The sequence below is a fragment of the Metamycoplasma sualvi genome (assembly GCF_045276925.1).
Classification (GTDB): domain Bacteria; phylum Bacillota_I; class Bacilli_A; order Mycoplasmatales; family Metamycoplasmataceae; genus UBA710.
The window spans coordinates 601,218-622,624 of record NZ_CP174167.1 but is presented as its reverse complement, the minus strand read 5'-3'; the positions used below and the strand labels follow the sequence as shown (position 1 = coordinate 622,624).

23 protein-coding genes and 1 pseudogene are annotated in these 21,407 nt (G+C 22.0%); 16 read left to right on the top strand and 8 right to left on the bottom strand.

Translation table 4 applies throughout. From position 1 onward, the window contains the following. Positions 1-21: 21 nt before the first annotated feature. Both ACJA29_RS03015 and mgtE read left to right on the top strand, forming a co-directional pair. On the top strand, positions 22-612 hold the full coding sequence (locus ACJA29_RS03015; protein ID WP_406602418.1) for a diadenylate cyclase: 591 nt from the start codon (positions 22-24) through the stop codon (positions 610-612). Between the two features lie 30 nt (positions 613-642). Further along, a complete protein-coding gene (gene mgtE, locus ACJA29_RS03010) occupies positions 643-2,088 on the top strand; it encodes a magnesium transporter (protein WP_406602417.1) in 1,446 nt (481 codons plus the stop codon). Between the two features lie 3 nt (positions 2,089-2,091). Here mgtE and ACJA29_RS03005 read toward each other — a convergent pair whose 3' ends face one another. Then, positions 2,092-2,868: a ribonuclease HIII gene (locus tag ACJA29_RS03005; RefSeq protein ID WP_406602416.1), complete on the bottom strand. Its 777-nt coding sequence runs from the start codon at positions 2,866-2,868 to the stop codon at positions 2,092-2,094. 131 nt (positions 2,869-2,999) lie between these two features. Between ACJA29_RS03005 and mnmE the strand changes: the two genes are divergently transcribed. The 8 genes from mnmE to ACJA29_RS02965 all read left to right on the top strand — a co-directional run bounded on the left by mnmE (position 3,000) and on the right by ACJA29_RS02965 (position 9,631). Beyond that, positions 3,000-4,328 (top strand): tRNA uridine-5-carboxymethylaminomethyl(34) synthesis GTPase MnmE, encoded by a 1,329-nt coding sequence (mnmE, locus tag ACJA29_RS03000; RefSeq protein WP_406602415.1) that lies wholly within the window; start codon positions 3,000-3,002, stop codon positions 4,326-4,328. A 21-nt stretch (positions 4,329-4,349) separates the two neighbouring features. Further along, entirely contained in the window at positions 4,350-5,123 is a 774-nt protein-coding gene (locus tag ACJA29_RS02995) for a TatD family hydrolase (protein ID WP_406602414.1), read from the top strand. A gap of 5 nt (positions 5,124-5,128) precedes the next feature. Further along, complete coding sequence (gene rsmA / locus ACJA29_RS02990; RefSeq protein WP_406602413.1) at positions 5,129-5,920, top strand: 16S rRNA (adenine(1518)-N(6)/adenine(1519)-N(6))-dimethyltransferase RsmA; 792 nt, start codon at positions 5,129-5,131, stop codon at positions 5,918-5,920. Between the two features lie 42 nt (positions 5,921-5,962). Continuing rightward, positions 5,963-6,295 carry a hypothetical protein gene (locus ACJA29_RS02985; RefSeq protein ID WP_406602412.1) on the top strand — a complete coding sequence of 111 codons (333 nt, stop codon included), beginning with the start codon at positions 5,963-5,965 and terminating at the stop codon, positions 6,293-6,295. Between the two features lie 113 nt (positions 6,296-6,408). Next, positions 6,409-7,497 (top strand): M42 family metallopeptidase, encoded by a 1,089-nt coding sequence (locus ACJA29_RS02980; protein WP_406602411.1) that lies wholly within the window; start codon positions 6,409-6,411, stop codon positions 7,495-7,497. A gap of 36 nt (positions 7,498-7,533) precedes the next feature. Further along, positions 7,534-8,457, top strand: a complete 924-nt coding sequence (locus tag ACJA29_RS02975) for a hypothetical protein (RefSeq protein WP_406602410.1) — start codon at positions 7,534-7,536, stop codon at positions 8,455-8,457. A gap of 180 nt (positions 8,458-8,637) precedes the next feature. Further along, complete coding sequence (locus tag ACJA29_RS02970; protein ID WP_406602409.1) at positions 8,638-9,096, top strand: type II toxin-antitoxin system antitoxin SocA domain-containing protein; 459 nt, start codon at positions 8,638-8,640, stop codon at positions 9,094-9,096. Between the two features lie 10 nt (positions 9,097-9,106). After that, a complete protein-coding gene (locus ACJA29_RS02965; RefSeq protein WP_406602408.1) occupies positions 9,107-9,631 on the top strand; it encodes a hypothetical protein in 525 nt (174 codons plus the stop codon). Positions 9,632-9,654: 23 nt separating this feature from the next. Here the strand turns inward: ACJA29_RS02965 and ACJA29_RS02960 are convergent, their stop codons facing one another. Next, entirely contained in the window at positions 9,655-10,041 is a 387-nt protein-coding gene (locus tag ACJA29_RS02960; RefSeq protein WP_406602407.1) for a PTS glucose transporter subunit IIB, read from the bottom strand. Positions 10,042-10,211: 170 nt separating this feature from the next. Here ACJA29_RS02960 and ACJA29_RS02955 point away from each other — a divergent pair, with 170 nt between their 5' ends. Then, entirely contained in the window at positions 10,212-11,315 is a 1,104-nt protein-coding gene (locus tag ACJA29_RS02955; protein ID WP_406602336.1) for an IS30 family transposase, read from the top strand. 171 nt (positions 11,316-11,486) lie between these two features. Here ACJA29_RS02955 and ACJA29_RS02950 read toward each other — a convergent pair whose 3' ends face one another. Then, the gene (locus tag ACJA29_RS02950) at positions 11,487-11,825 is read right to left on the bottom strand and encodes a hypothetical protein (RefSeq protein ID WP_406602406.1); all 339 of its coding nucleotides are present in this window, start codon (positions 11,823-11,825) and stop codon (positions 11,487-11,489) included. Between the two features lie 329 nt (positions 11,826-12,154). On the opposite strand from ACJA29_RS02950, the gene ACJA29_RS02945 reads away from it, so the two are divergent. The 3 genes from ACJA29_RS02945 to ACJA29_RS02935 all read left to right on the top strand — a co-directional run bounded on the left by ACJA29_RS02945 (position 12,155) and on the right by ACJA29_RS02935 (position 14,557). Beyond that, entirely contained in the window at positions 12,155-13,423 is a 1,269-nt protein-coding gene (locus ACJA29_RS02945) for an ATP-binding protein (protein WP_406602405.1), read from the top strand. After that, the gene (locus tag ACJA29_RS02940) at positions 13,413-14,177 is read left to right on the top strand and encodes a hypothetical protein (RefSeq protein ID WP_406602404.1); all 765 of its coding nucleotides are present in this window, start codon (positions 13,413-13,415) and stop codon (positions 14,175-14,177) included. The genes ACJA29_RS02945 and ACJA29_RS02940 overlap by 11 nt, the downstream gene beginning before the upstream one ends. 149 nt (positions 14,178-14,326) lie before the next feature. Then, positions 14,327-14,557 (top strand): hypothetical protein, encoded by a 231-nt coding sequence (locus tag ACJA29_RS02935; RefSeq protein WP_406602403.1) that lies wholly within the window; start codon positions 14,327-14,329, stop codon positions 14,555-14,557. A gap of 374 nt (positions 14,558-14,931) precedes the next feature. Here the strand turns inward: ACJA29_RS02935 and ACJA29_RS02930 are convergent, their stop codons facing one another. Then, positions 14,932-15,723, bottom strand: coding sequence for a tyrosine-type recombinase/integrase (locus ACJA29_RS02930; protein ID WP_406602402.1), 792 nt, complete (start codon positions 15,721-15,723; stop codon positions 14,932-14,934). A gap of 153 nt (positions 15,724-15,876) precedes the next feature. On the opposite strand from ACJA29_RS02930, the pseudogene ACJA29_RS02925 reads away from it, so the two are divergent. Together ACJA29_RS02925 and ACJA29_RS02920 are read left to right on the top strand one after the other, a co-directional pair. After that, positions 15,877-16,332: pseudogene (locus ACJA29_RS02925) on the top strand (restriction endonuclease subunit S); the annotation flags it as partial. Between the two features lie 12 nt (positions 16,333-16,344). Next, on the top strand, positions 16,345-16,953 hold the full coding sequence (locus ACJA29_RS02920; RefSeq protein ID WP_406602977.1) for a DUF3933 family protein: 609 nt from the start codon (positions 16,345-16,347) through the stop codon (positions 16,951-16,953). On the opposite strand, the gene ACJA29_RS02915 is transcribed toward ACJA29_RS02920, so the two are convergent. The 4 genes from ACJA29_RS02915 to ACJA29_RS02900 are packed head-to-tail and all read right to left on the bottom strand — an operon-like array spanning position 16,946 to position 21,373. After that, entirely contained in the window at positions 16,946-18,145 is a 1,200-nt protein-coding gene (locus ACJA29_RS02915) for a restriction endonuclease subunit S (protein WP_406602401.1), read from the bottom strand. The two genes, ACJA29_RS02920 and ACJA29_RS02915, sit on opposite strands and share 8 nt — an antisense overlap. Continuing rightward, complete coding sequence (locus ACJA29_RS02910) at positions 18,135-19,283, bottom strand: hypothetical protein (protein WP_406602400.1); 1,149 nt, start codon at positions 19,281-19,283, stop codon at positions 18,135-18,137. Before ACJA29_RS02910 ends, ACJA29_RS02915 begins: the two co-directional genes overlap by 11 nt. After that, entirely contained in the window at positions 19,284-20,816 is a 1,533-nt protein-coding gene (locus ACJA29_RS02905; protein ID WP_406602399.1) for a type I restriction-modification system subunit M, read from the bottom strand. After that, positions 20,816-21,373: a hypothetical protein gene (locus ACJA29_RS02900; RefSeq protein ID WP_406602398.1), complete on the bottom strand. Its 558-nt coding sequence runs from the start codon at positions 21,371-21,373 to the stop codon at positions 20,816-20,818. Before ACJA29_RS02900 ends, ACJA29_RS02905 begins: the two co-directional genes overlap by 1 nt. Positions 21,374-21,407 lie beyond the last annotated feature (34 nt).

The following is a 21,407-nucleotide window of genomic DNA, read 5'->3' as shown; positions in this document are numbered from 1 at the left end:
AGAAGAAAGAGAAATAGTAGTATGAATAAAAATGAAATAATGATTTTAACAATATTGATACTCGTTAGCTTTATATTTTTATTCATCATAATTCCATTATTAATTAATTTAATTAAAAATGTAATTGAAGAAAAAATCAAAAAGAAAAATAGTAAAAATTTAGGTTCAAGTAGCAAGATCAGATTAATCAATCAATTAAGAGAATCAGTAGAATATTTATCAAAAACAAAAACTGGAGCAATTATTACTATTGAAAATAAAGATAATTTAGATAATTTAAGAACAGACGGGGTAAAAATAGATGCTAATATTTCTTCATCTTTAATTATTTCTATTTTTAATAAACATTCACCATTGCATGATGGAGCAATTATTATTAGAAATGGAAGAATCTTATATGCTGCAACATATTACAAAATTACTAGAAAATCTATTGATAATAAATATGGATCAAGACATAGAGCTGGATTAGGTATTTCAGAAGTTTGTGATGCTACAACAATTATAGTTTCAGAAGAAACTGGAGAAATTTCAATTGCTAAAAATTCATTGTTAGTTCCAATTAAAACAAATGAATTCCAAGAAAAACTATTATTCTTCTTGAATGATTAATTTAATATTTTAAAAATTTAAGGAGTACTAATGGAAAATTCAATTAAAAAATTTGATATTAAAAAACTATTAGTTGAAAAAGATTTAGCATCTATTAGAAAATATGTAGAACAAACTCCTTTTAATGAGATTGTTTTAGAATTAGAAGAATTAAATGATTTAGAAGTTGCTTTGTTTTTTAGATGTTTAAAAACAGAAACATCTTCAGAGTTATTTTCTTATTTAAATGAAGAACAACAACAATCAATTATTCAAAATTTAACAAAGCAAGAAATTGCTGATTTTATTAATGAATTATATACAGATGAAATTGCCGATGTTTTAGAAGCATTACCTCCAGATATGGCAAAAACTATTTTATTAACAGTTGATAAAAATACCAGATTTAAAGTTAATCAAATCTTACAATTTGATGATGAAGAAGTTGGATCTGTAATGTCTGTTGATATTATTGCTTTAAAATCTAACATGACAAATAAAGAGGCTTTAGAATTAATTAAGAAAAAAAGAGAAGAATCAGAAATTGGGCAATTTTACTATGTAGTAGATTTGAAAAATAAATTGCAAGGATGTACTACTTTAGAAGATATTGTTTTTTCTCCTAAAGAAGATTTAGTATCTAAAAAAATGACTCAAGTAAAATCAGTTAAAACTAAACAATTAAAAGCAGAAGCTGCCAATATTTTTTCATCTGAAGATTATGCCACATTACCAGTTGTTGATGATAATGATATTTTGATGGGGATGCTTACATCTAATGATGTTATTGATATTATTAAAGATGAAGCATCTGAAGATATTTATAAAGCTGCCGGGATTAATTATGAAAATCAACCAACTACCTCATATTTAAAAACTTCAGTATTAAGTATTGTAAAATCAAGAATTTTTTGATTAATTATTTTGATGATAGGATCTACTTTATCTCAATTAATTATCCAAGTATTTAACCAAAAATTTGAAGAATCATTAAAAAATGTAGCCGAATTAAGTGGAATAGCTATTTCTTCTGCTCTAATTGCTTTGATACCAGTTACTTCAGCAACTAGTGGTAATGCTGGTTCTCAATCTACTTCTACATTAACTCGGGCTAGCGCTTTAGGCGAATTAAAAGATGCTAAGATGAATAAAATTATTTTAAAAGAATTTTCAGTTGGAGCTGTATTGGGTTCTATTTTATCATTAGTGAATTTTGTCCGTTTAGTAATTTATTATTTAGCATATGATGCTTTATTAATTCATCATTACAAATTTATTTTAATTATTTCTTTAATTTCTTCTATTTCTTTATTAATTTCTATTACATTATCAAAAACTTTTGGTGCTGCTATTTTAGCAATCACAATTAAAACTAAAAAAGATCCTGCAGTAATGTCGGCACCTTTAATTACTACTATTATTGATGCATTATCTACATTGATCTTTTTCTTATTATCTTATATGATTTTAATTCCTGTTTATCATATAGCAATTTAAATATTATTTAATTCCTTTTTTATCTAAAGCTTCATAAACTTTTTCGGTTGTTTTAAAAGAAATTTTAGCTACTTCATATAAAGCTTTTCTACCAAACTTTTCACAAAACTCAATTGCTTGTTTTTCTACAGCTTCATTAGTTCCTAACAAGAATTTCATTCCAATTGCTTCTTCTTGCTCTTTCATTAATTCTAAGAAACGATATCTAGCAACAATTGAAGCAGCAGCTACTGCAACGTGAATGCTTTCAGCTTTAGGAGCAAGTAAAATTTCTTTTTGAATTTCATCAGTTTTCAATCTTGATTTCATTAAATTTTCATAATATTTATTGATGTTATCAATACTTGCAAATTCATCAATTAATATTAAATCTTCATTTACTTTGTCAAATTTTTCTAAAGTAGTAATAGATTTTAAATGTAAAAACATTTTTAATTCATGAGCATTCATGTATTTTGCTAAATTGTTATAACCTTTTTGTGTTAAATGATTAACTCTAAATTTGATTAAATCTTTGATTTTAGGAAATAAATCTAAAATTTTTTGATCACTTAAAGATTTAGAATCTTTTACTCCTAATTCAATTAATTGTTCAATATTTTCATGAGGAACATAAACAGCTGCTGCAACTAAAGGAGTTAAATAATCTCCAACACCCGTTTCATCTGATCCAATAATATTTTTATTTTTTAATTGTTCTTCAGAAGAATAATTAGAAATTACTAAAGGTTTAAATTCAGTTTTTGAAAAATCTATTTTTTTTGATCTTTTGACAGCCATACTTTTACTCCAATTATATTTTATTGATTGCATTAATTTTAATAAAGTATTTTGAAAAATCATTAATTTTATTTTGACAAAACATTATTTTAAATATTATATTTAAAAAAATATAGATAAAATTATTATATATGTGAGATACAATAGCAGCAATTTCATCAGGAAATATTAATCAAGCAATTTCTATTATTAGAATAGTAGGACCAGAAGCTTTGGATATTATAAAAAAAATATTTATAGGTAGAATTGGTCAAAATAAAACAATTCAATATGGTTTTATTAAAGATTTAGAAGGAAATATAATAGATGAAGTCCTTGTAAGTTTTTTTATAGGTAGTGATAACTTTGTTGGTGAAAATACTATAGAAATTAATGCTCATGGTGGAATTATTATTACCAATAAGATTTTAGATTTAGTTTTATCTTTAGGTGCTCGTGAAGCCAATAAAGGCGAATTTACAAGAAGAGCTTTTTTAAATGGAAAAATATCTTTATTAAAAGCAGAAGCAATTAATGATTTAATTAATTCTAAAACAACCCAACAACATAAGATAGCTATTAATGCTTTTAATAACAAAAATGAAATTAAAATTAAAGAATTTTTAGAAAAACTTGAATATTTAATTGGTCTTTGTGAAATTAATATTGACTATCCAGAATATGATGATGTCCCAATTTTAGAAAATAAAGATTTTGAATCTAAAATCATAGAAATTCATCAAGAACTAAAACAAATTATTGCTAGCTCTAAAGCAAATCAAGTTTATATTAATCCTTTATCAGTAGTAATTGTAGGGAATCCAAACGCTGGAAAATCTTCGTTAATGAATGCGATTTTAAATGATGAAAAAGCCATTGTAACAAATATCGAAGGGACAACAAGAGATGTTATTGAACATGAAATTGTATTCAATAATTTCATTTTAAAATTAAAAGATACTGCGGGCATTCGTGATGGTAAAGATGAAATTGAAAAAATAGGTATTAAAAAATCTTGAAAAGAAATTGAGCAAGCTGATATTGTCCTTCATATTATTGATGCAACAAAAGGTATTAATAATTTTGACTTAGAAATTATTGAAAAAACTAAAGATAAGAAATACTTACAATTATGAAATAAATCAGATTTAATTAATAACTTGGAAAAAGAAAATAAAATTTATATTTCTTCTCTTAACAAAGATTTAAAAAATTTAGAGCAAGAATTAGTTCATTTACTTGTTCATAATGATAATTCTAATAATAGTAATTTTGTTTTTAATAAAAGACAAATAGTCTGTTTAGAAAAAGCTTTAAATGCTTTAAATGATGTTATTGAAGGAATGAATCAAGGTCTTACCTATGATACAATTATTGTAGATTTACATTTAGCTTGAGAGTCATTAAAAGAAATTATTGGTAATGTTGATAAAGAAGAACTTTTAGATAGTATTTTCAAAAACTTTTGTTTAGGTAAATAAATTGAAAGGAAAAAAATAATCATGAAAAAATATGTTGATTTACATTGTCACCCTTTTTTGGAATATTTTTCTAATCCAGGCGAAGTTATCAAAAACGCTCAAAATGCAGGTGTTCATAAATTGTTTTTAGTAGGAACTGATTTAAAAAATTGTAAAGAAGCAATTGAACTTGCAACTCGTCATGAAAATGTTTATTCAGTTATTGGTATTCACCCTTGTGATGCTTGAAATTTAGAATTAATTGATGAATTAGAAAAAATGATTACTGAAGATGTTGTTGGTATTGGTGAAGTGGGATTAGATTATCATTATGATGATTCGCCTTCTAAAGAAATGCAAATTAAATGTTTTGAAAAACAAATAGAATTAGCTATTAAATATAATATTCCAGTAATTGTCCATTCTAGAGATGCCCATGAAGACACTTACAAGATAATCAAAAAATGAAAAGAATTACATCCAAATCTTAATTTCATTATGCATTCTTATTCATCTGGAATGGAATATTTAGAAAAGTTCAGTCAATTAAATGTTTATTTTTCATTTTCAGGTGTTGTGACATTTAAAAATGCTAAAGATACTCAAGAAGCTGCTAAAAATGTAAGTTTAGATTTACTTTTTTGTGAAACTGATACTCCTTATTTAACTCCTGCACCTCATCGAGGAGAAAGAAATTTACCTGAATATGTAATTCATACAACTGATTTTATTGCTAATTTAAAAAATATTTCAGTTGATTCATTATTAGAGCATATTAATAATAATGTTAAAAAAGTATTTACTAAAATAAAATAATAATTATGGATAAATCATATGCAAGAAAAAGATTTTCTCAGAATTTTTTAAATGATCAAAATATCTTGAACAAAATCAGTAATGTTGTAGATCTTAGTAATAAAAATATTCTAGAAATAGGTCCTGGTAAAGGAAGTTTAACAAAACATTTATTAGCAAAAGCAAAACAAGTAATTGCTTTTGAAATAGATCATAATTTATTTGAATATTTAAAATCAGAATTCACTAATTCTAATTTCAATCTAATTAATAAAGATTTTTTAAAAGAAGATTTATCTGCATATCGAGATTTTTATATTATTTCTAATATTCCATACCATATCTCTACAGAGATTGTTTTTAAAATTTTTGAAAACTATCAAAATTTTCCTGAAGTAGTTTTATTAGTACAAAAAGAATTTGGGAAAAGATTATGTGCTAAAGTATCAACTAAAGATTATTCTAAATTAGCACCTTCTACTAGTTTATTTTATGAAGCAACATATTGCTTTGATGTAGATGCCAAATCTTTTTGACCTCAACCTAAAGTAACTTCTTGTGTTGTTCATCTAAAAAGAAAAGACAAAAAATATGATGTGGATTATCAAGATTTTTTAAATTTTATAAAAACATCATTTAGTATGAGAAGAAAAACATTTTGAAATAATATTAAACAAATTTATCATTTTGATTTTAATTATTTTCAATTAATTTGCAATGAAATGGAAATAAATAAAAATATTAGACCAGAAAATTTATCTTTAGATCAACTACTTGTTTTTTATAAAAAATTAAAAAATAAAAGTATAAATAATTAACATAGATTAGAATTTATTATAAAAGTTCATTTGGAGTAAACAATGTCTAGGAAATTAGTGCAAGAATATCTTAAAAAAGGTGATAAGATTAATACAAAAGTTATCTTTGATAATGGAAGAATATTTAAAATTGAAATTGAGGGAGAACATAAATTAATGTCTGATCAACCAACATTAAAAAGTTTAGAAAAACAAATCCAAGATTTAGCCAAAATTGTTGAAACAGGTTTTAAGAATGTAAATTCAAGACTTGATAATATTGAAACTAGATTAGATAAAGTTGAAACTAGATTAGATAAAGTTGAATCTAGATTAAATAATATTGAATCTCTTCCTACAATTAAAAAAGAGTTAAAATCAAAAAACAAAAAATAATTATTTGATACAAAAATAATGAATTCAATAATGATTATTTTAATTAATTAATTTTATAAATACATTCAATAATTAATAAATATATAATTTAAGTTATTACATAGGAGAATAAAATGAGTAACAATTATCAATCATTAGTAAATAAAGTAAAAAAATATTGCAGCATTGATGGATTATCAAGATATGAAGAAGCTGTTGTTGATGAGTTAAAAAAATCAGTTGATAGCAAAAGCATGAATTATGAAAGAGATGGTTTGGGTTCAATTATTTTTAGTCAAAATAACAAACCTTCTACTGGTCCAATAATTCAAATAGCAGCTCATATGGATGAAGTTGGTTTTATTGTGCAAGATATTACTGATAAAGGTCAATTAATCTTAAGTATGATTGGAGGTATTTGACCTTTAACAGTTATTGGTACAAAAGCGGTTGTTTATAATGCAAAAGGACAAAAATATGAAGGTGTATTTGGACATACATCAATTCATATTTTGGAAATAGAAAAAAGAAATAAAGTACCTGAATTAAAAGACCTATATGTTGACTTAGGATTTAATTCTAAAAAAGAGGTTCAAGATAATTTTATAGAAGTTGGATCTAGGGTTTGTTTATCTGGAGATTTTTTCCAAATGAACAATGATTATGTAGTTGCTAAAGCAATGGATAATAGAGCAGGAGTTGCTGTATTAGAAGAAGTAATGCAAAGAGTTCAAAATAAAAAATTAAATAATCAAGTTTATTTTGTAGGAACAGTTCAAGAAGAAGTAGGAACAAGAGGGGCTAAAACATCAATTCAAAAAATTAAACCTAATATTGCAATAGCTCTAGATACTTGCGCTTCTCATGATACTCATCAAGCAATTAAAGGAATTCAAGAATTGGGTAAAGGAGCAGCATTAAGAATTAAAGATATGGGGACATTAATGGATCCTAAATTAATTGATTATTTAATGAAAATAGCTAAAGAATGTAATATTCCAGTTTATAAATATGTAGCTCAAGGCGGAGGAACAGATGCCGCAGAATTACAATATGGAAATGGTGGAGTAGCAACAATTACTATATCATTACCACAAAGATATTTACATTCTCCTTTAGGTGTTTGTCATCTAAAAGATTTAAAAGCAGCTGCTGATCTTTTAGAACAACTTCTTTTAAAATTAGATGAAGCAGAATTTAATAAATATATTAAATATAATTAAAAAGCAAAAAATAAATTTATAATAATTTTGATTAGTATGTTTAAATTAACAAGTAATATTATCCAAAATGCAATAGATCATAATAAGCTTTCTCATGCATATTTATTTTATGGTGATAAAGGTACTGATATTGAAAAACACATTTTGATAGCAATAAAAACAATTATGCAAAATTGTGGTTTTGATACTAATTTTAATGATTTAAAAGAAGCTAATTATATTGATTTAAAAATAATTGAACCAACAAAATCTGATGTAGATAAACAACCTCAAATTAAAAAAGAAGATGTTGATCAAGCAATTGTTTCTTTATTAGAAACATCTTTAGTAAAAAATGCTAAAAAAATTCTTTATATAAAAGATGTAAATTTAGGTAATAAATATTCATTAAATCGATTATTAAAATTTGTAGAAGAACCAACAGATAATTTAATTATTTTTATGTCTACAAATAATTTTGATAATGTTATTAGCACCATTAAAAGCAGAACTCAAAATATTTTCATTAAACATGAAAGTTTAAAAGAAAAAATGGAATCATTTAAGAATGTAGATCCACAACATTATGCATTATTGGCTAATTTATTTGCTAATATTGACCAAGTTAAAGAATTAAACTTAAAAGAATTTAATAATATTTATGAAAATATCATTACAACTTTTAAAGATGGATCAAAAAATAAATACCTTATTAAAAATAGATTGAACAAAATATGAACCAAACAAAATTCAGATTTATTTTTAGATATCATTCAATTATTTTTTTATCAAGTCATGATTGATAACAATAATTTAATTTTTGCAAATGAAAAAGAATTAATTAATTTTTATAAAAATAAAAAGATTAATGCTTTTGACTTATTAATCTTAATAGATCAAGCAAAGAAAAATATTGCTAGATATACAATTTTTAATTTACAAAAAATTAATTTATTAAATTATTTAGAAGAAATATTATAAGTTTCTTTTATTTGAAATTAAATAAATTTTTTTTAAAATATACTAATCCAAAATAATTATGAATTTAAATATATAAGTAAAAAAGTATTAAAATATTAATTTTAGACTTAAGATTTTATAATTTTTGTTTCAAAATATCTTATTTAAAGATTATTTTATTTATGTGTTTAAGGAGATTTTATGACTAAAAATACTATATTACTTGCAAAATATTTATATTCAAAAGGTATTGATTCTTCTTTAAGAATTCAGAAAATACTTTTCTTTTTAAGAGTAGAAGAAAAAAGAAATAATTTTGAGAGTGGATATTTTAAACCAAAAGATAATTTTCAAGCATGAATATATGGTCCTGTAAATGTAGAAAGTTTTAAATATATGCAAAAATATTTTAACAATGATATAGAAAAAGAAGAGATATTATTGTTGGATGATGATTTAGAGAAGAATAAGATTTTAATTGAAGAGATAGATAAAATATTTGGTAAATATTTAGAGAAATATAGATATAAAGCACCATCTACTTTAGTGGACGAAAGTCATAGAAATTTATCATGAATTAATGCACGTGGGGATTTAGATAAAGATGAATCATGTAATACATATATGAAAGAAGATAAATCATTTATAGAATTTATATAATTGGGTTAATATGAAAATTAACTTAAATTTAATTAAATTTCATTATTTCAAATATAACAATAAAATTCATAATTTATGTCCAAGAAATTACTTAAATTATTTTGAAAATTTATTATTTAAATGAGATCAATCATTTTTATGATGCTTAAAAATATTTAATGATATTGATAATGTTAATGAATTAAAAAATAAATTATTACATTTACATGAAATTGGAAATGATGAAAAATTAATGTTAGAGAAAGTCATAGAAAAATGTCACCCAAATCTTAAAAATGCTTTAGATCAAAATTTTGAAGATGAACCACCTAAATATTATCAATGCAAATTAAACAAAAAGGAAAGACTGATTTTTATAATAAAAATAGATCTAGATAAAAAATTATTGGTTTTTCCTATTCTTTTTGATTTAAATCATTGTTTTTATATAAGCGACAAAAAATCATATGATAATAAAACTAAGAATGATTTTAAATGAGATTTAAAAGAAAATCAAGAAAAATATAAAGAAAGATTAAAAACAAATTTAAAATAAAATTATAAGTGATTACAAATTAATTATTTAGAAGAAATATTATAAGTTTCTTTTATTTTATTTGTAATAGCAGCTGCTGAATTACCGACGATTAAGACAATAAATTTATCATTTATAAATACTCCACTAATTGATTTATCTTTTTTAATTGCATCAATATCAATAAGATCATATTGATTATAGAAAAACTTAATTTTATTATGAGTATTTTCAATGTTGTTAATATTATCTGAACCACCAAGATTATCTATTAGTTCATTAAGATCAATAATAATTTTATAATCTTGAGATAACACATTTTGTTCATTATATTTTTTATTTTTATGATTTCAATAAATTCATATTGTTCCTAATGTAATTATTTGTAAAAATATATACAAAAATTTTTCTTTATTTGTCATGTTATTCATAATTTTTACCTCTGAAAATATAAAAATATTTTATATGAAATTTGTGAAATATAGAAATGTTAAATTTATTATAAATTTACCAAATTAAATACCGATAAATAAAAAACCAGAGATTTCTCCCTGGCTGTCCTTGTAAAATATAAAAAAACCGAAAAGGACAACTAAATTATATGAAACTTCAATTTATATTTGAAAAAGAATTAGAAAAAATTAATTTAATTTTTGCATTAATGAATCAAATATCTGATTCTTCTCAAGAAAACTTTATTCCAAAAATGATGAAAAGATATGAATTCATCTCAAAAGCAACAAATTATTCTGTTGAAACAATTAGAAAAATGCTTTTTAAAACTAAAACTTATTGTTATAAAAAAATAAAAAATTATTCTTATAAACTATATTATTATGATTCAAATATTTATCTTAATAGATTAAATAATAAGAGAAAAAAATTAGAAATAATAAAACAACAAAATTGCTTATCTAAACACTTAGAAGTTGCTAAATTGATAAGAACAGTAGCTAAAGCAACGGGTAACAAAACTTCTGCAAAAACTTTATCCAAGATAATCAAAGAGAAATTAGGATTATATTATTCTCCAAAGCATTTATATCACTTAATTAGGCAAAATAAAATGAGTGGAGTAACATTAAGAATATTTCCATACCTAAAGCATGGTAAATACTATAAAAAACCCCATAAAATAGGCAAAAGAGTAATTGCAATACCCATTGATCAAAGAGATGAAATTATCAATAAAAGAATTAGATATGGTGATGTTGAAGTAGATACTGTAGAAGGAACTAAAACTGATAATAAATATCTTTCTACAATGATTGATCGAAAATCTAGAAGATTATCCATAACTATTTATGAAAATAAACAAAGTGATGAATTTTTAAAAGCAGTAGAAAATAACATCGAAAATATGAATCAAGAAATCAAATCGATTACATCAGACAATGGAACTGAAAATTATGACCTAGTTAAATTAAATATTCCATGATTTTCCACTAATCCATATTCTTCTTGACAAAAAGGTTCAATTGAACAAAAACATAAGCAAATAAGAAAATTTATTCCAAAAGGCAAATCTTTCAAAAATTTAACCCAAGATGATTGTGATCTAATTGCACTTGTAATTAATGCAGAAACTTATTTACAAAATACTAGTAAATACAAATTGGGAACCACCGTTACTCAAGAAGAGCTGCAAAAATACTTTAAATTATTAGAAAAGAAAGATACCCACCGAATATTTCAACTTTGATAAATATTGTAAAATTATGAAATACAAGGAATTATCGGTATTGAAATTGGTAATTTTATAAATGTTAAATTTATTTAAAAAAATTTTTTAATTTGAAAATATAAAATAAAAAAAGTATTAAAATAATAAATGTAGAGCTAGTTTGTTCGTAGGCGAGCATGGACGGAACCACGACTATAGGTTGTGGTTTTTTATTTTATTAATAATTAAATCTTTAATTTTTTTATGAATATCATTGTATTTATCTAATTGTTTATAAACATTTTCGCTTATATAAGAATCATTATCAAGTTTTTCAATAATTTTAACAATATCTAATAAATTAGCTTTTTTTAGATCAATTTTTAAAATTCCTGAAATTGGCTTTATTTTGCTTCTATCAGTTATTTCAATATTATAAATTACATTATTATGACAAATTCTATTTCTAAGATCTTTTATTATTTTAAATATCAAAATAATCTCTTTTTTTGAATTTAAATTATCTCAATTACATATTTTTGAATTCTTCATTATTTGAATTTCTTATATTATGACTTATAACTTCTTGTAATTGTTTTTTGTTTTTAATAATAGATAAAATAAATTTTTTGAGTGAATAACCAAAAGAAATAGAAATTACCCATTGTCCATTTATATTTATTAATAAAAACAGATTTATCTTTATGATGTCCTGCAATAGTTGAAGCTATATTTGTAGGTAGTGTAGTTTTTTTGAACCAGCTTTATGAGTAGAAATAGGAATTATTTAGCTCTTTGAAAATTAGAACATAATTAATTAATGTTAACTATACTTAACACAAAAATGTTATCTATACTTAACAATATGATAAAATATTGTTATGAATTTTCTATTAGATGAATATCGAAAAGAGTTGTTAAATATTGATCAAAATTCTCCTTACAAAAGAGAAATATTTAATACATTAAAAAATGAAATTAAAAATAATAATTTATGTTTAGTAGGGTTAAGACAAGTAGGTAAAACTACTTTAATGTTACAACTAGCCAATTGATATTTTGAAAATATAATCAAAAAAAATCAAAATGACAATGAGTTAATTACTAATGTTTTAAATGAAGAAGAAAAAATATTTTATACAAATATCAAATCAATTAAAAATGTCAATTTAAAAGAAAATTGAGAATTATTATTAAAAGAAATTTCAACAAAAAAATATCAATTAATTGTTTTAGATGAAATTCAAGAAATTAATGAATGAACAAATTTTCTACAAGCCGCTATTGATCTAAATAAAAATGCTAAATTTATTGTTTCAGGTTCTAGTGCAACTGCATTAAAACAAGAAATAATGGTAGGTAGAGTGAAAATATTTTTTATCAACCCTCTTCTTTTCAATGAATATAAAGATATTTGAAATGATAACAATATTGGTAATTATTTAAAATTTGGTTCTTATCCAAAAAATAAAAATTATTCAAGTGCTTTTGTTCAATATTGTGAATTAGTAAGAGATAGTATCATTGGTAAAATTATTAATGAAGATAATAAAAAAAATATTGATGGAACCAAATTTTTTGCTCTAATTTCAGATATCAATAACTATATTGGTAATGAAATTAATTATTCAAAATTAGAAAATAAAGATATTTCTAGGCAAACAGTATCTTCTTATTTAAAAATAATGAAAGAAGGACAATTAATTCACTTTGTGCCTAAATATAATGATAAAAATAGTACAAGAAAAAATAAAGTTTATTTTGAAGATAAAAGCATGATTTATTATTTTAATAATTTTGAAAAATTAAACAATAATTTACAAGGTTCTTTAATTGAAAACATTGTTTTTAATTATTTAAATTATTTCTTTGCAAACAATAACTTATTAGATCAAATTTTTTATTATCGTAATTCAAAAGAACAAGAAATTGATTTTGTTTTACCGAAACAAAATATTTTAATTGAGTGTAAATATGTTGAAGAAATTGATATCAATAAAATGGGTGAGCAATTTTTAGAGATAATAAAAAATAACAAAGAGTTAAATGATTTTAAAAAAGTAGTAATTACCAAAAATCTTAATATTATTTGAAACAATATTAAATTTATAAGTTTAGATAAATTTTTGGAGAATCAATATGAATGATAAAGAATGAAAAAATATTAATGAACATATGAAAAATAAGTTTATTAATGAAGAAAAAACACAAGTTTTAAAAACTTTTCCCAATAAAGATTTCATTAATAAAATGGAGGATAATAAAATTTATAAAACATTATTTAGTTGCATTGCAATTAATATTATTAATTCAAAAAATAAATTAAATGAATTTGATTATGAAGATTGATCAAAGATGTTATCTGAATTTACTTATGGAATAACTAAAATTATGAAAATTTATCATGCTCAATATATAAGAATCCAAGGAGATGAAATATATGGAATTTTTGTTTCTGATAAAAAAGAACAAATTGATAAAGTTTTAGATTGTTGTGTTGAGCTCAATACTTTTAAAACTCATCTAAATAAGCAAATTCATAAATCATTATTTAATCAGAAAAATGGTGATAAAGAAGATGAAATGCTAATTGATTATGGGGTAGGAGTATGATTTTCATTTGAAAATTATATTTCAAGTGTTGGTTCTTCAAAAACTAGAGATATCGTATTTATGGGCGATGCTGTTAATTATGCAAATTATTTAGCAAAAAAAGCAGGAAGAAATGGGATGGCACCTATACTTATAAATCAATTATTATTAGAAAACATTACCAAAGAATATAAAAGCAATAATAAAAATATTTGAGATTTTAAAGAATATCAAAAAATTAATGATGAAAAAATTTATGGATTTAGTTGAATTTTTACAAAATATTTAAATTGAATAAAAAATAATAGTTAAAATGTTTTAGAATTGTTTAATAATTATGAATCATCTTTCTGAATTTGAAAAACAAAAAAACAAAAAGAAACGAATTGATTAAAAATTCTCAACAAATTTATTATTTAAAGAAAAAATTAATGTTGATGCAAAGAAATATTTTGTTTTAGATGTTGAGACCAATGGGTTATCTAGTAGATATCCTAATAATATTTGAAAAAATAATTTATGATGCTTTAGGAGTTGATAATAAAATCAAAAAAGAAGATCTTCAATTTTTGATAAAAAACAAATCAAGATTAACTAAAATTTTTGAAATGGAAAGTGAATTTTATGAAATTCCCATTTTTTTGAAGATGGCCTTATTAAAACCATTAAGTAAATATTTCAACATTTTATAAATGAAATAAATGAAACTCATAAAATTCTAAAAAATGACAAAAATCTTAAAAATGTAGTTAGTTATATTACCAATAATATTTTCAATAAACAAAAATTATCAAGTCAAGAACTTGTTGTCAATAAAAAAGATTCAATTTTATCTTTGCGCACTTATCCTATGAAAAATCTATCCTTGAAATTAAAACTTCTTCTCCGATATTATTGGAAAATGAAAAAGGTATTTTGAAAAATTTAAATATCAACTTTATTATCAATCTAATAATAGAAAAACATATTTAATGACGATTGAATTTGCTGATGATAAAATTGCAATTAATTTTTGACAAATTATTATAACTGCAGGCAAAAAATAATTAAATTCAATATTTTTTATTTATCAAATTTTTTTTAGTTCTTTTATAATCTCGTTTTCAGAAAAATATAAATATTTACTTGTAGTCGAAATATTTTCATGACCTAATAAATCCGAAATCACTTTAATATTTATTCCTTTTCTCAATAAATTGGTTGCATATGATCTTCTAAGGTCATGTGGAAGTATTTTTTTACCAAATAATTTATATGTAATATTTTGTATTATTTTATTTAATTGTTTATAAGATAATTTTCTTTTATTTCTTTTAATATTTATAGAATTAAATTTTCATTTTTTTAATAAATTTAATGTATATTCAGGAATATAAATTATTCTTATTTTATTACCTTTGCCTCTAATTTTTAATTTGTTATCAATAATTAAATTCTTTTTAACACAATTAATTTCACTGATTCTTATTCCTGTTGTAAAACAAAAAACGAAAATTAAATAATTTCTTTCTTTATATCAATTATTAATATCAACATTATTTTTTATATCTTCAAATTCCTCTAAACTGATGGTTTTCCTAAATATTTTTTGTTTAGATGGTAATTTAATATCTTTACATTCTTCTCTTAGTTTATTAAGCTTTGAAAATTTTAAATATAAAAGAATGACTGAATAATGTAAAGAAATAGTATTTGCTGAATTTCCTTTACTATTTAAAAATCTAATATAGTTCGAAATTATCTTTTTTGTTGGTTTTTTATTATCTAGATATTCATTAAATTTTGAAACGTATAAAAGATATATTCTAATTGTGTTTTCTGATAAATTTTTATTTTTTAGTCAATTTTTATAATTCATTTTATTCTCCTTTTTGTTTTCTAATTTAAACAAAAAGAGAGTTAATAAACGTTATGTCCCTAAATTAAGGTTTAAAGGATTTGAGGGGGAGTATAAAGAAATTAAAATATCCGATGTTTCCAAATTTTATAAAGGTGATGGCTATTCAAAGAAAGCATTATTGATAATGGTAAATATGAAGTTATTTTATATGGGGATTTATTTACAACATATAAAAATAATATTGAAGAAATAAAATATAAAACAAATAGAATAGGAAATAAAAAAACAAGAAATAACTCAATATTGTTTCCAGGTTCTTCAACATCACTAAATGATTTCTTTCCATGTTGTTCGATAAAAAAAGAAGTTTTTGCAGGAAGTGACCTAAATATTTTTGAATTAAATATCAATGAAGATTCATTATATTATTCATATTGTTTTTCAAAACCTTACCATTTAAAAAATATATTTAGATTAATTGAAGGATCAACTATTAATCATTTATATGGAAAATATATATCTGAATATAAATTAATAGTACCTGATCAATTAATTGAACAAGAAGAAATATCTTCTTTTTTCAATTTATTAGATAAGCAAATTTCATTATTAGAGAATAAATTGAAATTAATTGAACAAATGAAAAAATATTATTTATATAAGATGATCAATATAGGTAATAAATTTTTAATTAGATTTAATGAATTTAAGGATTCTTCTATTGAAAATGCTCAACTAACTTCACTAGTTAAACTAAATAAATATAAACAAATTTCAGCTAGTGAATTAGAACAATTAAATTCAAAATCTGGAAATATTAAACTATTACCTTCATCAAAAGATTTTGATTGATTTAGTGATTTGGTGGATATTAAAGATAATAGAGTTAATTATGGAAATGTAATAACATTAGGAAGAGCTAGATATGCAAACATAAAAAAATGAAAAGGACATTTTATAAGTTCTAATAACATAATAATTGAAAATAATAATAATGTTGTTTTTGATTATTTATATCATCTTATTAACAAAAATAAGAAAAAATTCTATATAGAGAAAACAACGTATCCAGTTTTTTCAAGCGAAATTTTTAAAGAATTTGATTGCTCTATACCTTCAAATATCAATGAACAAATTAAAATATCAGATTTCTTGAATAAAATTGAATGAATTGAATTACATATCAAAAATAAAATTGAGTTAACAAAAAAGAGAAAATCATTTTATTTAAATAACCTATTTATATAAATAAATTATCTAAATAATATTTTTTATTTTTTTCTAAAAAATCTTTTTTAATTTGAAGATTTCTTATTTGTAATTCTAATGTTTTTATAAATTTTGAAAATTTTTCAATCAAATCATGTGTTGGAATTCATATATAAGAATTTAATATTTTATTTATTGTAAATTCTTTTTGTCCTGTTCCTTCTGCGATGTTAATTAAATATTGTTGGTGTTTTTTACTCAACAGAATGTATTTAATAATAATCAATGGATATTCGCTTTTATTTGTGAAACTAGCTATAGCATTTGACATAATAGGTTTGTTATATTCATCATTTAAAATGTCAATGCTTCCATTGTGAAAATTTTGAAGACCAATTATTAAATCCCCACTAAATCTTTCATAATATTTACGACCTTTTTTTGTAAGTTTAACATTTAGTGTATTCTCTTTAAAACCTTTACCATGCAACATAATTGAAATAGGAGTATATCCTTTTGAATCTATGATATGCCCAACAATTCTTGGATCTAATATTTCAGATAATTTTATTTTTTTATTTTGTTTTGCTTTTTTATATAAAAATTCAATTATTCAATCCTTTATTTGTTCAGTTAATTTCAATTTATTCTCTAATAACGAAATTTGTTTATCTAAAAGATTTAAAAATTTAGAAATTTTTTCTTGTTCTTCTAATAAAGGAAAATTAAACACAATATTTTTGAATTGTTTCTTTTGTAAGTTATATCTTGTCGATCCTTGTCCCTCATTCACAATTAATTTTCGATAATGTTTATTTTTCATCAATCAATTAAAATATTGTGAATTAACTTCCTTTGATATGTTTCTTAATATAAAACAAAAAGAATTCAAATATACTTTTTCATTATCTAAATATATCGATGAATATCCAATTTCATTTAATGTTTCTGATGATGAAGTAATTAATATGTCATTTTTTGTGACTTCATTTTGTTTTTTGGTTCCTTTTTCAAAAAATTCTAATTCATTATTGTTAATAAATCAATTATTAAAAACAGTTTTATAGGGGATATATTTATCATTACCGTATTTAAAATTTTCAGCTTTCAAACCAGAAAGACCATTTAAAATAACAAAACAATCATTAATAATTTTTTTATTGTAATTATTTTCAAATCCTTTAAACCTCAACTTAGGGACATAACGTTTATTAACTGAATTAATTACCATTTTTTATCTCCTCAAAAAATTTATTCATTTTTTCTGATAAACTCCCCCTATTAATTCTATTTATAATGTTTTCGTTATTTATGTAAAATTCTTTTAACATTAATTTAAATCCCTTCTTTTCTAACAATTTATCTTCCAAAATAGATGCATATCATGTAATTCCGGCAAAATTGCCTTCAAAAATAACTCATTTATAAAAACAAATAAAATTGTTTTCTTCGGACTTTTCCTTAATTCATACTTCTAAAATATGATCAAGTATTGAGGATTTTAAAACATCTCTCATTTCGTCAAATTGATAGTAATTAGGTCATAATTGTGAGTCTTTTCATTTAAATAGAAGATCTATTACTAATTGTATGTTGTCAATTATTAAATTTTTATCATAATTTTCACAAATAAAATTTAAATATCTAAAAGACTCAATTGGTCTAAAAGTTTGAATTATATTAATAATTAAAGCTTTTTTAGAATCCTTGTTTGTTATCAATTCAAAAATATCAAAAATATTTTTATTAAATTCAAATTCATTTATATTTTCAATTAATAACTTTGAAAAATGGTTAATTACATAATGATTTTTATTGTCTATTTCTTTGATTATCTTTTTAATATCATTTTCCTTCTTTTGGTTTACTGCAGCTTTAAAATCTACTGAATCATCATTTATTTTTTGAGAAAAAGAAATTATAGAAGGAATTAAGTTTATATTTATTTTTCCAATTTTATGTCCATATCTTTTTTCATTTATAAGTTGAAAAATACTTTGAGCTTCTTTTTCATATTCCTCAAAATTAAAATTTAAAAAAATATTTATTGGGTGTGTTATCGTATTTTCACTTCTTATTAAACGCAATTTTATTATTCTACCATATAATTTTTCATCAAGAAATCCTATTGCAAAAGAAAAAACTAAAATGTATTCTTCTTTGTTTTTAAAACTACGTTGACTGAGATTATTTCAAAAATCTTCAAAGTATTTACTATCAATAATTTTTTTACATAATAATGTAAAAATCGAATTATAATGAAAAATAAAATTAATTTCTCATTTGTTTTTAAAAAGATTGTTATTGTTCAAAAAATATTCATGATTTTGATTTACATTATCGATAAAATCTTGTTTATTTTTAAACATTTACTCGCTCTCCACTAATTCAGAAATCATTTTTTGAATTTCTTTTTCAGTTTCTTCAAGTTCTTTATCAATTTCTTTTAATTGTTTATTAACTTCATTAATATCAATTTCTTCTTCATCTTCAAATGTATCGATATAACGAGTAATATTTAAGTTAAAATCATTTTCTTCAATTTCTTTTAAAGAAACTAAACGAGAGAATTTATCAATTTCTTTTTTATTGTTAAATGTATTAGCAATTTTTTCTACATTTTCATTGCTCATTTGATTTTTATTTTTAGCTTTAATAAATTCTTTTGAAGCTTCAATAAACATTATTGGTTCATCTAATGTTTTCTTTTCAAAAATCAAAATACATGTTGGAATAGAAGCATTAAAAAACATATTTGCAGGTAAACCAATAATACCCCTTAAATACTTTTTAAATCCTACTAAATACTTTCTAATTTCATATTCAGCATTAGACCTAAATAATACTCCATGTGGAACAATTACTCCGCATTTACCGCCCTCTTTTAACATATAAATCATGTGTTGAATAAAAGCAAAATCAGCTGTAGATTTAGGAGCCATTTTAGGATAATCTCTAAATCTAGGGTCTTCTTTTAATTCTTCTGGTTTTCAATCGACAGAAAATGGAGGATTAGCTACTACTAAATCAATTTTTTCTGCTAAATCTTTAAATTTATTATCAGTTAATGTATTACCATTTTCTATTTGAAAATCTTTATATTTAACACCATGTAAAAATAAATTCATTCTTGCCATGTTATATGTTGATGTTATTTTTTCTTGACCTAATAATTTTCCATATTTTTCTAGATAATTTCTTGCTTTTACAAGCAAAGAACCAGAACCACATGTTGGATCATATACATATGTAGCTTCTTTTACATTATTTGTAACTAATTTCATTAACAAATTTGAAACAAATGCTGGGGTGTAGAATTCTCCCGCCTTTTCTCCTGATTCTGCTGCAAATTTTCCAATTAAAAATTCATATGTATCTCCTAAAACATCATTATCCATGTTATTAATGTTTAGTTCTGGAATATTTAATTCTTTCATGATACTTAAAAGATTTTCAGATCTTTCTATTGAATTTTGACCTAATACTTTTGCATCTAAAACAATATCACTAAATAATCCATTAAATTCTTTAGATGATTCTTGACCTAATGTTGAATCTTCAATGTTTTTAAAAGCGATTTGTAACCTTTCAATTAAATTTTCAGGATTAAATTGACAATCTTCTAATACTGAATGGAATGTTTCTTTATATTCAATAAAATATCCCAATCTATCAATCATCACGTTTTTTGTTTTTTCATAAATAATTTGATCATTATTTAAATTTTTATATTCAACTTTTCCTTTAGAAGCTTCAAGAATTTCTTTTTCCATTTTTTCTGATAAAAATTTGTAAAATAAGAATCCAATAATATAAGGTTGAGATTCATTAACTTTCATTGAAGATTCGGCTCTTATTCTATCTGCTACTTTTCATAATGCATTTTCTAAATTTGTTGTCATTATTCATCTCCTTTCAATGTATAAAACATTTGTTGTTTTTTTATTAATTTTATTTTTCTATTCTCAAGAACTATTTTTTTTGTAAATAATTCATTTAAAATAGCTTTTTTTACTAAATTGTTATCATTTAAATTTTCTTTAAAAATAACATCTTTTATTGCTTTTACATTTAATGACCTAACAATTGAACCATCCATTAATTGATTAAAATGTTTTAATTTAATTTTTAATAAAAAATATAATAAATTAGAATCAATTTTTTTTGCTCTAACAATAACAACATTAGATGAAACTAATAAATTTTCATCACCTTTTTCAATTTTTGTTATCGATATAGGAGGAAAAAGTTTAATTAAAATGTCATTTTCTTTTGTGAAGAATGTTTGATCAATTTCTGAATTGCTTATAAATTTTGTAGATGTAATAGAAGTTTCTTCAGAAATGCTTCCATAATTAACCATGTTATAAGTAATTTGTTTTTTATCAAATGCTCTGCTTTCATATCTATTTTTTAATATTCCTATAGATACATCTGCAATATCTATCAATTTATTCATAGAAAACCTCCTACAAATAAAATATAGCACAAAA